Annotated in this window: 11 protein-coding genes; 6 read left to right on the top strand and 5 right to left on the bottom strand. The window is 54.8% G+C overall.

The annotated features are described in order from the left end of the window. The 3 genes from VKV18_RS07270 to VKV18_RS07280 form a co-directional block, all read right to left on the bottom strand. A partial coding sequence (locus VKV18_RS07270; RefSeq protein ID WP_324203546.1) for an alpha amylase N-terminal ig-like domain-containing protein occupies positions 1–1,938 on the bottom strand: 1,938 nt, incomplete at its 3' end. A gap of 13 nt (positions 1,939–1,951) precedes the next feature. Beyond that, the gene (locus VKV18_RS07275) at positions 1,952–2,323 is read right to left on the bottom strand and encodes a DUF5615 family PIN-like protein (protein ID WP_324203547.1); all 372 of its coding nucleotides are present in this window, start codon (positions 2,321–2,323) and stop codon (positions 1,952–1,954) included. A 5-nt stretch (positions 2,324–2,328) separates the two neighbouring features. After that, positions 2,329–3,039: a DUF433 domain-containing protein gene (locus VKV18_RS07280; RefSeq protein ID WP_324203548.1), complete on the bottom strand. Its 711-nt coding sequence runs from the start codon at positions 3,037–3,039 to the stop codon at positions 2,329–2,331. A gap of 1,514 nt (positions 3,040–4,553) precedes the next feature. Between VKV18_RS07280 and VKV18_RS07285 the strand changes: the two genes are divergently transcribed. Further along, a complete protein-coding gene (locus VKV18_RS07285; RefSeq protein ID WP_324203549.1) occupies positions 4,554–4,946 on the top strand; it encodes a PepSY domain-containing protein in 393 nt (130 codons plus the stop codon). A 4-nt stretch (positions 4,947–4,950) separates the two neighbouring features. Here VKV18_RS07285 and VKV18_RS07290 read toward each other — a convergent pair whose 3' ends face one another. Then, positions 4,951–5,145: a hypothetical protein gene (locus tag VKV18_RS07290; RefSeq protein ID WP_324203550.1), complete on the bottom strand. Its 195-nt coding sequence runs from the start codon at positions 5,143–5,145 to the stop codon at positions 4,951–4,953. 108 nt (positions 5,146–5,253) lie between these two features. On the opposite strand from VKV18_RS07290, the gene VKV18_RS07295 reads away from it, so the two are divergent. The 4 genes from VKV18_RS07295 to VKV18_RS07310 all read left to right on the top strand — a co-directional run bounded on the left by VKV18_RS07295 (position 5,254) and on the right by VKV18_RS07310 (position 10,430). Continuing rightward, on the top strand, positions 5,254–6,165 hold the full coding sequence (locus tag VKV18_RS07295) for a ThuA domain-containing protein (RefSeq protein WP_324203551.1): 912 nt from the start codon (positions 5,254–5,256) through the stop codon (positions 6,163–6,165). A 63-nt stretch (positions 6,166–6,228) separates the two neighbouring features. Continuing rightward, positions 6,229–7,140: a phytanoyl-CoA dioxygenase family protein gene (locus VKV18_RS07300; RefSeq protein ID WP_324203552.1), complete on the top strand. Its 912-nt coding sequence runs from the start codon at positions 6,229–6,231 to the stop codon at positions 7,138–7,140. A gap of 50 nt (positions 7,141–7,190) precedes the next feature. Beyond that, positions 7,191–9,338 (top strand): glycoside hydrolase family 38 C-terminal domain-containing protein, encoded by a 2,148-nt coding sequence (locus VKV18_RS07305; RefSeq protein ID WP_324203553.1) that lies wholly within the window; start codon positions 7,191–7,193, stop codon positions 9,336–9,338. A gap of 81 nt (positions 9,339–9,419) precedes the next feature. Beyond that, the gene (locus VKV18_RS07310; RefSeq protein WP_324203554.1) at positions 9,420–10,430 is read left to right on the top strand and encodes a Gfo/Idh/MocA family oxidoreductase; all 1,011 of its coding nucleotides are present in this window, start codon (positions 9,420–9,422) and stop codon (positions 10,428–10,430) included. A 20-nt stretch (positions 10,431–10,450) separates the two neighbouring features. Here the strand turns inward: VKV18_RS07310 and VKV18_RS07315 are convergent, their stop codons facing one another. Continuing rightward, positions 10,451–11,356: a matrixin family metalloprotease gene (locus tag VKV18_RS07315; RefSeq protein ID WP_324203555.1), complete on the bottom strand. Its 906-nt coding sequence runs from the start codon at positions 11,354–11,356 to the stop codon at positions 10,451–10,453. Positions 11,357–11,503: 147 nt separating this feature from the next. On the opposite strand from VKV18_RS07315, the gene VKV18_RS07320 reads away from it, so the two are divergent. Next, positions 11,504–13,501: a glycoside hydrolase family 55 protein gene (locus VKV18_RS07320; RefSeq protein ID WP_324203556.1), complete on the top strand. Its 1,998-nt coding sequence runs from the start codon at positions 11,504–11,506 to the stop codon at positions 13,499–13,501. Positions 13,502–13,570: the final 69 nt, after the last annotated feature.

A 13,570-nucleotide genomic window follows, 5' to 3' on the forward strand; every position in this document is an offset into this window, starting at 1 on the left:
AAAAAACTGAAGGATGGTGCGGTTCCACTTTTGCGGGTTCCACTCCATGCAACGTCGGTCGTCGGGGTCTTTACCGCCCTCCATGCCGATCTCATCCCCATAGTAGACACAAGGCGTTCCGGGGTAGGTCATCTGGAAAAGGACGGCTTGGCGTTCTTTGGGCCAATTGTCTTGGCAGAGCGTGCGCAGTCGCACGGTGTCGTGGCTGCCGAGCAGGTTAAACAGAACGGCATCGGCGGCAGGAGGATAGGAATCGCGGATTTGGGCAAGCTGTTGGTCGAAGCGAGAGGGCGTGCTGGTGTCGAACACAAAGAAGTCGAGCACGGCGGCACGCCATGGATAGTCCATCACGCTATCGAACTCATCTCCTTGAAGCCAGGCGTGCGCATCGCCCCAAATTTCGCCCACAAGATAGGCGTTGGGGTTAACGCTTTTTACCGCTTTGCGAAAGGCTTGCCAGAAGGAGGGCACCACCTGGTCTGCGGCATCCAGACGCCAACCATCTATGTGGGCTTCGCGTATCCAATAGGTGCCAACATGAAGAAAGTAGTCGCGTGTGGCCGGGTTCTCTTGGTTCAGCTTGGGCAGCCAAGGCACACCGAACCAACCCTCATAGGTACGCTGTCCTTCGGCGACCACAATGGGGAACTTGTAGATGAAATACCAGTTGCGGTAAGGGGAGCGCGGGCCTTCCTCTCGAAGGCTTTTGAAGGCGAAAAAGTCTATGCCGGTGTGGTTGAACACCCCATCGAGGATCACATGCCAACCCATGGCGTGTACCCTATCCACAAGCTTGCGGAGCAGCGCGTTGGTGCCGAACCTCGGGTCAACATGGTAGTAGTCGGTTGTGTCGTACCCATGGTTGCTACGCGCGGTGAACAGGGGGTTGAAGTAGAGGGCATTAATGCCTAAACTCTTGAGGTAGTCAAGGTGCTGTAGAACGCCTTGCAGGTCTCCGCCCATACGGTTGGTTCCGGTGGGCTTCGTGCCCCACGGCTGCACATCGGGGCCATCGTTGGAGGGATCGCCGTTGGCAAAACGGTCGGGGAAAATCTGGTAGAAAACGGCATCACGAGGCCATTGAGGCGTTACCAAAAGGGGGTAGGCTGTGGGTTCCAAAGTAAACCAGCGGGGAGGGGTATTGGTTGCTGCAAGGCGGCCGGAGGCATCGTAGCGTAACTCGGTAGGGCCGTCCTTTAAGAGAAAGGCGTAGTGTGTGGGTTGAAGCGAGGGAATATCCACACTCCCTCTCCACCGATCGTAGAGGGGGTCTTTGAGCACGATCTGCATGGGATAGGAGGCCGTACCGCCGTTGGCCTTCTGGATAAGGACGAAGCACTGGGCGACATCGTTATGGCGGGTACGAAGCGCGAACGCGAAACGGCGCTCTCCAAGTCGAGTGATGTCGGAGCGATCGGGATGGTGCAGAACGGCGGAAGGGGTGATGATGCCGTCGCCTATGCGAGCTGGGTACCGATCGTAGTCTTCAGGTTCTACGACCAGCAAGGAGTTGATGTTGGAGTTGCCATCGTCTACACCGGGGGCATTGGGGTCGTTCACCCAGGTGTTGCCGTTGATCACGAAGCGGTAGTAGTAGACTCCGGGCGGAATGGGGTAGGTGCCGACCCACGTTTTGCCGTCGGGCTGAAGTTTCAGCGGGTAGGAAGACTTATTCCAATCGTTGAAGGTGCCAGCCACGCACACGGTTTGAGCCGGTTGGGTTGGGACGTAACGGAAAGTGATGGTGCGTGTAAAGGGTACTTTGGCAGAGGACATAGCTTGTGTTGTCGTTTGAGGACGATGCAGGGCTTTTACCGGCAGGAGACCGGCTTGCACGAACATCAAACCGAGCGTTGCCCATAAAGCGATCACGATGAAGCGGCGTTGCGAAGCCCATTGCTTGTACATGGAGATATTGTACCAAAGAGGAGGCAACATTGCGGTTGCCCGTCTATCGGCTAAGCATCCCCCTATGACTGACGTCGGCAACGGCACCAAGTGGCAACTGTTGCACCTGTTGATCGATCTTTTGCCAATGTCTCAGCAGCCATTCTGCTTGCCCCCAAATACCGAGTTTAGAGAACGTTTTTGGCAGGAAAATTGCCCTTACCCTGTTCTGTCTAAGGGCTGTGCGCTCGGCTTCATTGTGGCGGATCGCATGGTCTAAGGTAACGACAACCCAGCCTTCATTGCCGGCATGACGAATCCAGGTTATATCCCTCTCACTCGGCGAAAATCTTTCGGTAAGATGCTGTGCTTCGACATCAAGCTCCCTAAGAATATTTACCAGACGAGGTGAAATGGGGTTATCAAAGAAATACATGGGTATTAGGCGGCTTGACGGCGTTCCTGTTCATAGGAGATCGCTGCATTCACTGCGGCCTCATCCATATTGTACCAGCGGGCGATATCCGTAGGGGGTGTACCATTTTGAAACATCTGGTAGAGTATGGCGGTTGGCACTCCTGATTTGTCTTCGATAGGTTTGCCGAAAGCACGATGAGGATCAATCACAATGGGGTTGTGCCGGCCTTTAGGCCAATATCTCAACGGCTCCAGGCCACCGTAATCTAGCTTAACAAAGAATTCACGAGCAATGCTTTCCAGCACCAGTTGCCCTTTGTTTATGTCCATCATGATCCTTGATCTCGACGGCTCTTCGCGCTCTTCTAAAAGTTTTTGGGATAATTCAACGAAGATGCGTTTTCCATCGGTAGCAAAACGTGGAAGAATAAAAGGTCTTTCTGTCTCAAACAGCTCCGACGCCCTCTTCATTGCAAGCCTGATTGTCTGTAAGGAAACACCGGCTTGTCTAAACAGACGAATGACGTTCAGCTCAAGCAGATCATGGAAGGTAAGAATTATCTCGCCGTTTAGCCTTAAAACACCATGACAAATCACCGGCGGTATTCTGCGTCGATCTGTGGAGTATATTGAATAGCCTTCGACCCATCTTCGGAGCTGGCTCGTTTTTAGTTGTAAAATATAGGCCGCTTCAGATAGGGTATAAAGTCCAATGCCGGTAAGGGTCTGTTCCATAGTTGGTCACTTTTTCATATGCTTCCATAGATATAATACCTTAAAACACTGCAAAGGCATCGTGTTTAGCTTAGCTCCTCTCCAAGTTCTCACTCTTATCTCATCCTTGTGTCCTCGCAGACAGCAGTGCAGCGGCCAGCGAGATAGGCGATGAAGGAAACGACACAGGCCGCTGAGGCGGTCAGCCCCCCCTGCCTGATAGAGGGAGGAGATGGGCATTGAAGAACCGATGATACGCCTGTCATTTCGAGCCGAAGGCGAGGTGAACACATGTCATTTCGAGCCGATGCCACCACTGTCATTTCGAGCCGAAGGCGAGAAATCTTGAGTTTCAATTCTCAGCAGTTCTGAGGGGGTAGGAGGTGGGGCTGCAGAGACTGCCAATCTCGCGGTTCTAGAGAAAGTCAGCAAAGCAAGCCGACCTTGTCCGCCCCCTATCCCTTCCTTTCCCCCTATTAGGGAGAAAGGGTGCTATGATGGTTAGTTTCCGAAGGGAAGTTATCATAGAAAAACTGCCAATGGGCTTGTTGGTCTCCCCTCTCCCTGATAGGGGGAGGGGCGGGGGGGTGGGGGCTTGTAGGGGTAGGCCTTGAAGAGCCGGTAAGATAGACGCCTGTCATTTCGAGCCGAAGGCACCTGTCCTTTCGTGCCGAAGGCGAGATGAACACATGTCATTTCGATCCGCAGGCGAGATGAACAACTGTCATTTCGAGCCGAAGGCGAGAAATCTTGAGTTTCCATTCCCACAAGCTCTGAGGGGGAGGGGTGGGACTGTAGAGACTGGTAGTTGGTAGAAACCGTCATGCACCCGGTTCTAGAGCCAATTCGCAGAGCACGCCGACTTTGTTCGCCCCCTATCCCGTCCTTTCCCCCGATTCGGGAGAAAGGGGGCTATGATGGTTAGTTTCCGAAGGGAAGGTTATCACAGGAAACCGCTAGTAAGCTTATTGGTCTCCCCTCTCCCTGATAGGGGGAGGGGCGGGGAGGTGGGGGCTTGAAGAGCCACAGACGAGATCAACACCTGTCATTTCGAGCCGAAGGCGAGAAATCTTAAGTTTCAATTCCCACCGGTTCTGAGGGGGTAGGAGGTGGGGCTGCAGAGACTGCCAATCTCGCGGTTCTAGAGAAAGTCAGCAAAGCAAGCCGACCTTGCTCGCCCCCTATCCCCTCCTTTCCCCCTATTAGGGAGAAAGGGGGTTATGATGGTTAGTTTCCGAAGGGAAGATTATCATAGAAAACCGCCGATGACCTTACTGGTTTCCCATCTCCCTAATAGGAAGTAGGGTTGTAGGGATAACCCTTGCGGGAAAAGGCGTAGTGCGCAGCACCGTCGCTCTTGAGGCTACCCCACTCCAAACGACATGCGAATGGATGGGTTCACCGAGAGATGGTCCATCGAAGGAAATTGAGAGTGAGGTTGGCAACCTGAAAGAATTCTCAGATAGCTTTAAGGTTCTTCTAAGAGGCGACCTCGTACAATAAATTAACGATTCTGCAAAGAAAGGAGTTTAAATATGGCGTCGTTGCGTTCAACCTTTGGGTTTGTGCTGGTACTTGGCCTGGCGATAATGCCTTCTACGGTCGCCCTAGCACAACAACATCCCTCTCACACAAAACATCCCGCTGCAGTGGCCAAAATAAGCGCGGCTCGGGCAAAACAGATCGCGCTTAAGCGCTATCACGGTCGTGTCGTCGGTAAGGTGGCCTTGGAGAATGAGGAGGGAATTTGGCAATACAGCGTGATGGTGCGCTCGGGCAAAACCCTGCGCGAGGTGATGGTGGATGCTAAAACGGGCAAAATAGACAACGTGGAGGTAACAACCGCCGAAAAAGAGCGGGCGGAAGCCAGGGCGGAAAAGGCGAAAGCCAACGGCCATCGCGCTCCAAAATCCCCCAAAAAGCCTTAATCCTCTACCCATAGAAAACCTCACCGATGGTGCTGTTGGGGCGATGCGGCCCATCGTCCGTGCGCGGGTCGTTGTCAACCGACCTATCGTGTAGGGGCGGGGTACCCCCGTCCCTACAAGGCACAAGCCGCCTGCATACGATCGGCGGTAGTTGACACGGTGTGCGGGCAGGAGTCTTCCCGCCTGCCTTTTTCTTCAATCGCCCTCCTTCACCCCTATTGACAGATCGGTGCGATCCCTCTATAATTACCTCCGTAGGCTCCGCTCGTTGAGAACGGAGTTATTAGTCAAAACAAGGAGTAAAGGGATGAAGCTTTGGTATGGCCTCGGAGCGGCTCTCCTCTGCTTTACGCTAGGAACCGTCGCCAGCAATGCAACACCACATGGAGCAAAACCTATGAAGCACCTTCTGGTTGTTACCGTAACTAAAGGCTTTCGACACGACAGCATCCCCGTGGCGGAGCAGGTGATCCAGATGTTGGGAGAGAAAACCCACGAGTGGGACACCGATTTTGTGCGCACCGATGAAGAGATGCAAGAGAAGATGACGCCGGAAGCCCTCAAAAAGTATGATGCGGTGGTGTTTGCCAATACCACCGGCGTGTTGCCTCTGCCCGATCCCCAAGGTTTCCTCGACTACATCAAAGACGGACACGGGTTCGTGGGGATGCATTCGGCCAGCGACACCTTTCACACGTGGCCCGGCCAGCAAGATGGGGTGTCAGAGTACATTCAGATGCTGGGCGGCGAATTTCTGACTCATCATGCGCAGAGTGTCGCCGATATCCACATTGAAGACACCCACTTCCCCGGCATTCGTGAGCTGATGGCGGAAGGGGAAAAGGCCGGCGGCGGGCCGAACACACCGGTTGAACAACTGCAGCAGGGCCATAGCGTGGTCTACGACCACACCTGGCTCGTCTTCGACGAGATGTACATTCTTAAGAACAACGATCGCACCAAGGTGCACGTCATCCTCTCGATGAATCACTACCCGAACGACGGCAGTCCCGATGCCGGTAAGCCAGGCGACCATCTCATCGCGTGGTGCAAGAGTTACGGCAAAGGGCGTGTCTTTTATACCGTGCTCGGCCACCGACAGGAGATGTGGCGCGATCCGCTCTATCAACAGCTGATTTTAGGCGGCATTCGCTTTGCCCTAGGGCTTGCCCACGCCAACACCAAACCTAGCCCTCCGCTCTCTACGGCAGGGAAATAACAGGATCGTTTGTATCTATGCGGAGGGCCTTTGGCCCTCCGCATCCCTTAGGAGGCAAGAGATATGACCACTACCGCCGCGACGTTCCAACCTACCACCTCGCGCGTGGAAGATATTGAGCTATATGCCGATGCGCTCGACCCACGGCAGGCGGCCGCTCTTTACCATACGCACGGCTGTTTCGTTGTTCGAGGGCTTATGAAGCCCTACCTGGCCGAGATACAGCGGGATATCGAAGCGGCCGCACAACAGGCCATTGCCCTGCTGGATCAGGCGGTGAAAGTGCCTGAGGGATGGGTAACGCCGGATGGAACGCTATTTCTGCCGGCTCCGCCGAACTTTCCGCGAGATAAGCAGATCATGGTTTTGGCGTTCAACTACACCACAAGTGCCGCCTTCTTCCGCAGCGCCTTCGATAGCCGCCTGCTCGATATTGTGGAGGCCATCTTAGGGCCCAACATCGAGCTGTTTATTAACGGGCAGTGTCTCTATAAAGAGCCGGTCGGTGGCCATCCTAAAAACCTGCATCAGGATTCGGCCTATTTCGAGCACCGTTACGAGGGGCCTGTTGCCTGTTTGAGCTATGTGGTGGATACCGACTTGGTTAACGGAGCCTTACATGTAGTGCCCGGCTCGCATCGGCTGGGCACGCTGCCCCATATAGACACCTTCTCCCATCTCGGCCTCGACCCACAGGACTGGCCATGGGAAAGCACGCTGCCCATTATCGGAGAGGCTGGCGATGCCATCTTCTTCCATGTGCGCACCATTCACGGCTCCCAGGAGAATCGCTCGAGCCGGCCACGCCCCGTGTTTATTCATCGCTATCGGGCAGCAGAAGACTACGTGGTGATAGGGGCGACAACGGTGGCGAACCGTCAAGAGGCCGAAAAGCGCATTGCAGAGGCACGCAAAGAGAACCAAAAGGGGCTTATGGTGCGCGGCTTTCGCACCTACAACCCCATGCGCGGTTGACCGCTGGCGGCAGCTCTGCTTAAAGGCGTTTCTGGAAAGGAGAGGAGCGGTTGGAGAAGTTCGTCCATCTGGTTTTCAACGCCCACATAGACCCCGTTTGGTTATGGCCCTGGCAGGCAGGCCTAGATGAGGTGCTGGCGACATGCCGCAGCGCCTGCGACCGGCTCGATGCCCATCCCGATCTGGTCTTTACACAAGGGGAGGCATGGGCATTCTACCAAATAGAGCAGATAGACCCCGAACTGTTTGAACGAATTCGCGCCTATGTACGGCAGGGACGTTGGGAGATCGCCGGAGGATGGTGGATTCAACCCGACTGCAACCTGCCGAGCTTCTGGGGATTTGAAAAGCAGATCGCCCTCGGCAAGCGTTACTTAGAGGAGCGGTTCGGCTTCTTTCCTCGGGTGGCCTACAACATCGACTCGTTTGGCCATGCCGCCACGTTGCCCAAGCTCCTACGACAATTCGGCCAGGACGCCTACGTTATGATGCGCCCTCAAGAGCATGAGATGCCGTTGCCCGCTCGTCTCTTTCGCTGGCGCGGGTTTGAGGATGGGCCGGAAGTGACGGTGTTTCGCATTGCGCGCGCCTACACAACGCGCGACATCACGCTAGAGCATGTACAGGCCGCGCTTTCCGAATTGCCCGAAGGCATAGAGCACACGATGTGCTTTGTGGGCCTGGGCGACCATGGCGGCGGCCCCACAGAACGTCAAATTGCCTGGTGTAGGGAGCACGCCACGGCCATTCCCGGCTGGCGCATGGTTTTTTCCTCCCCAAGCCGCTTCTTTGAGGCTATCTCCTCGCAACGCGAGCGCTTGCCGCTTGTAACCGGTGAACTTCAACACCATGCCATAGGCTGCTATAGCGTTTACAGGCCTATTAAAACCGCCGTAAGGAAAGCGGAACATCGGTTGCGCCAGGCGGAGCTGCTGCTAGGTGCGGAGGGCTTGGAGGGCGAGGCCTCAAAGGAGTGGTACGAGCGTGCTTGGCGCAGGGTCTGTTTTGCCCACTTCCACGACACTTTAGGGGGAACCTGCATTCCTTCCGCCTACCCGGCCATTCTCGAACAGGTTGGAGCGGCCATCGCCGACGCCGAAGAGGCGCTGCACATGCGGCTGCGGAAACTGCTTCAAACGTTCCCTGAGGATTCGTGCCAAAGAATCGTCGCGATGAACGCCTCCGATAGCCCCTTTGAGGGCTACCTGGAACACGAACCGTGGCTCGATTGGCAAACATGGCCCTCCAATGCGTCGCTGATAGATGAGGCGGGTCACCCGATCCCCTTTCAGCTTATGGAACCGGAAGCCTGTTCGTATGGACTTACCCGGCTTCTCTTCCGCACAAGCCTTCAGCCTTACGAGGTGCGAACCGTCGCGCGCATTGCCCCTGTTGCCTCTGCAACCTCGCCAGGGGTGACCATAGAGGGAGAGGCTATCCGTAACGATCGCGGCGTGGGCTGCGATGGAGAGCACCTGCAGTTCAACGGCTCTCTCGCCCTGCAGGCTCCCTATCTCGTATTCCTAGAAGACCCCACAGATACATGGTCACATGGAATCGATCGCTATGCGACACAGCCCATGGCTCAAGTCCAATGGAGCGCACCCATCCTCCTCGATCGCGGACCTCTGATGGGTTCTCTCCATAGGGAGGGACAGTTGGGGGCAAGCCCACTTCGCGCCGAATGGCGGGTTTACGCGGAGGAAGCGTTTGTGGAAATGCGCTTAAGCCTCTGTTGGATGGAGCCGAGAAAGGTGCTCAAGCTGGTTGTTCCGCTGCCTAAACCGGCGGTAAGGCGCTACGATGGCATCCCCGGAGGATGGCTCGAACGGGCGAATGACGGAGCAGAACGCCCGATCCGCGACGCCATGTTGATGGTTCTCGCAGACGGCTCCCAGGTGGGAGTGGTCTGCCCGGATGTTTTTGCCGCCGATGCCACCTCGGAGCTTATCCGACTAACCCTGCTGCGCAACGCCCTCATGGCACATCACGACCCCCATCCCGGCCGCTCCGTTCGGGTAGAGCTATCTGATAGGGGAACCCATCTGTTTCGGTTCCGCTTTTTCTACTGGGAGAACCGTCCCCCTGCTTCATTGCAGGAAAGCACACAACAACTCGACGCCCACGCTCTCATGCTCCATCGCCCTCCTCTCTTGGCCGACCTAACTCGGGGAATGCTTCGGGATGCGCGTTTTTAACCCCGATGGGTCGGTTGCAGGAGAAACCGAGAGGGCGTCGAATTAAAAAAGAGAAACCTGCGAAGAGGAGTGAGATGGTTTATGGCTTCGACGGAACCGGTGCGCATCGGGATCATGTCGTTTGCGCATCTTCATGCAGATAGTTACGCCCATTGCATTGTGTCTCGACCAGATACGGAGTTGGTTGGAATCGCCGATCACGATCCGGAACGGGCGCGTAGGAAAGCGGAGCAGTTCCAAACCGAAGTGTTTCCCGATTATGAGGCGCTTTTGGCCGATTCGCGTGTGCAGGCGGTTGTGATCTGCAGTGAGAACGCCCGACATCGCAAGCTAACCGAAATGGCCGCCGCTGCCGGCAAGCATGTGCTCTGTGAAAAGCCCATCGCGACCTCAATGGCCGATGGGGAGGCCATGATCGCCGCCTGTAAGGCGGCCGGGGTGCAGCTGATGATCTCCTTTCCCTGTCGCTACTCTCCGGTGATGCAGCGCCTGAAAGCTCGACTCGATCAGGGAGATGCCGGCACCATCCTGGCCTTTCGGGGCACCAATCGCGGGCGCAATCCTGGAGGGTGGTTCAACATCCTCTCCGAATCGGGCGGTGGGGCCACCATCGATCACACCGTGCACGTGGTAGACCTTATGCGTTGGCTTACCCGTTCGGAAGTCAAGCAGGTCTATGCCGAGATCGGCAACGGCATCGAACACAAGCCGTTTGACGATGTGAGCTTCCTCAGCCTTACATTCGAGAACGGAGTTTTTGCCACCCTCGACGCCTCCTGGTCGCGCCCTAAATGCTTTCCCACCTGGGGCGACGTCACCTTGGAGGTGGTTACCGACAAAGGCACCCTTTCGATGGATATGTTCAGCCAAAATCTCGTGCTCTATTCGGATCGCGACAAAAGCATCACCTGGCATAACTGGGGCGGCAACATGGATGACGGCCTCATCGGCGCTTTCGCCGAAGCCGTTCGCGAGAACAAGCCGGTTCCCATTACCGGTGAAGATGGCCTGCGTGCCGTTGAGGTGGCCTTTGCCGCCTACCGTTCCGCCGAGCGTGTGGCCCCTGTAACCTTGCCCCTCGAAGCCTCTTGAAGTGATTGCGCGGCCTTGCCCTAAAATCGAGAGTGGGGTCCCTTTAGCCCACTCTCGATTTTTCTGTCTGCCCCGAAAGGCGCGATAAGCTTCTCTACATGTCTGCGGAGCATGCGGTGAGGGTTGGAAACGGGCTTGCGCACGATCTCTAAAAACGGCATAGAGCCGGAGTAGAGGCGTTGCCCTGCCGCCTTACGGCCGGAAACCGTGAGGCTGACGCCGCAGTAGGCCGTTTTCATGGTGTTGATGTCGGCCTGTGAAAGCCCGGTGAGGTTATAGACGTTGGGGCTAACGCTCATCACATCGGTGTCGTTGGGGCTATGGCCTGCCAGCCCCAACGCATGGCCAAACTCATGTGCTGCCACCGGCGCGATGTTGGGCACGCCCGTGAGGTAGGTCATATTGAAGGTGATGGTGGCGCTTTGCATCTCGCCGCTCCCATTCACCGTATAATCGGTGATGGCGCCGTAGTTCGTAAGCCCCATATTCTCAAACTGCACGGTGATGTTGGCCTGTGAGGCGCTGCTAACCAGATTGAACTGCCCTACCGTGCCCAGCGCCTGCGACCACCAACTAAATCCGTTGATGGCTTGAGCAATGCGATCGGGCGTGGCCAGATTACTGCTTACGATGTAGACGTTCAGCGGGAAATGGGTCCAGTGGTACAGATGGTTTGGCTGGCCTGTAGCCGGGTCATCGGCCGCGGCGAAGTTGGGCAGATAGGTAGAATCGGTGCATCCGCCGCTGCTTGGCAGAATGGTGACACTGCCAGAGAGGGTGCTGCCGGTATGGTCACCGGGAAGCCCGATGGTGGCGCTGGAACTAAAGGGGATGGAGCCGGTGCCCCCGCTCCCACAACCGGCCAACAGAGCAAGCAGAAAGCAGAAACCCGCTATTTGCCCCCAAGAGATTTTCGTTGAACACATGGCAAACCTCCGAAAAATACCGGCTTGATTATCGGCTAGCGGCTGTGGGGGATTAGGGATAAATCGAGGAGGACATGCCAATTCAAAAGTAGAAATAACTTCTACCCCTACTAGCAAAGATATATTTTATATGGGAGCAGGAAAGGTATGTCTGTACTTTTCCATCGTTATCCGGAGACACGGCGGAAGTTTCTTTCGTATGTGCTCACCACCATGGCGGCTATCGGGTTGCCTTTGGGGAGTAAGGAGGAGGCTATCGCCGCAGAGCGATTGTCTCGCCTTGTATCAAATGATGCCGTTTCATTTGGCCTTATCGGTTTTGGAGGAACCGGTGGTATTGTTTTCCCAAACGACTTAAAGGCGGTGATTGACTTAAAACGCCATTTGGGGGCGAAAGGCGATGGCATTCACGATGATACAGAAGCTCTTCAAAAAGGCATTAATCTAAGTTGCGGGCACGATATAAATACGAGAGTACTTTACATCCCTAATGGAACTTACCGTATCACCAGAACGCTCACGGTCAACTTGCCGACGGATAGGTCAGGAATAGGGCCTTGGATTTATGGTCAATCGCGTGATGGAGCCGTCATCCGATTGGACAATGGGATAAATGTTGGGGCGGTTCTACAGACGCATCCGCGCGATAAAGACCCTGGTTCTGCCGATTGGTTTATGCGAACCCTTTGCAACTTGACCATTGACGTTGGCAACAATCCGAACACGGATGGCATCCGCTTCTTCTCAAATAACACGGGCATTATCAAAAATGTTAGGATAACCGGCCGGGGTCATATCGGTATCAACTCATTTATGGAACTCAACGGCCCTAACATTGTGGAGGACACAATCGTTGATGGTTTCGATATCGGAATAAGAAGTGAGTGGATGTGGGGACAGACTTTATCGAGGGTAACTATTCGAAATTGCAAAACAGGTTTGGAAGTTGAAGGTAATGCGGTTGCTGCTGAAGACTTGGTTATGGAAAATGTTACCTTACCGGTTCATAACAAACTGCCAAATAACTGGTTTTGGTGGTCGGGGGTTCTCGCGATCGTCGGTGGCCGCTTCGTCAATGGCGATCCAGACGGTCCGGCAATTTTGAATGAAGGCGTTCTTTATGCCCGTGACATCACGGTTAACGGTTTTAAGCTCGCAATAAAAAGTGCCACACAGGCAGGTGATGTGGTCGGGCCGAGGGTGTTTGAGTACGTTTCCCACGAAGTCAAAAGGCTCTTCAATACTTCTCCACCATACGCTATGAGGTTACCCATCAAGCGTGAACCGATGGTGCCTTGGGAAACGGACTTAAATAATTGGGTTTGTGCTAACGATTTTGGCGCCGTTGCCGGCGATAATAAAGATGACACGGTCGCTATTCAAAAAGCTATTGACTTTGCTGCATTGCATAAAAAAACAGTTGTCTATTTGCGCGGGGTCGGCGGGCCTGACCCTAATTGGTACACACTTAACGGTGAGGTGCATGTGCATGGCACCGTTAGACACATCATCGGCTTGGGGTTCGGTCGTGTTGTGGCTGGTGAGAAGGGAAAGTTAATTATTGACGATAACAGCGCACCCATCGTTAAATTTGAGAATATTCAAGCTTTCGGCCAACGGCCACCGATTATTGAAAATCGCTCGAAGCATCGAGTGCTCTGTCTGGAGAGTTGCGATTTAAAAGTTTTGGGGACAGGGAGAGGCGATATTTTCGTAACCAACTGCCCTTCACATATTGAAATGAGGAGTAAAGGGCAAAGCTTGTGGGCACGACAGCTGAACCCTGAAGGCGACAGCGATATCGGTTTAGTTATTAACGCAGGGGGTGATCTTTGGATTTTAGGGATGAAAAGTGAGGGACGAGGCGTGAGAGTCCGAACATGTGATGGTGGGCGAACGGAAGTGTTCGGCGTCTTCATGTACGGCTTCGGAACACCGCCTACTGACAACCGCCCCATTTTCGACATTGACAATGGCCAGATGTGTGTGATGGGAATTCGAGAAATTGCTTTCAATGCGCCCACATATAATGTTAAAGTGCGTGAACGACGTGGTAACGAGACACGCGAATTTCGCCTGAAACCTGGCGAGCACGGTTGGATAGGCTGGGCACTTTACAGCGGCTGGTCAAAAGGGAAGTTCTGACGCTTGTAACGCGTTTCTGCTGCCTGTGCAATTGGCCTAAAAGACCACGAACCGTTTCCCTAAGCGTTT

It is taken from the genome of Chthonomonas sp., from assembly GCF_035294505.1.
Classification (GTDB): Bacteria; Armatimonadota; Chthonomonadetes; order Chthonomonadales; family Chthonomonadaceae; genus Chthonomonas.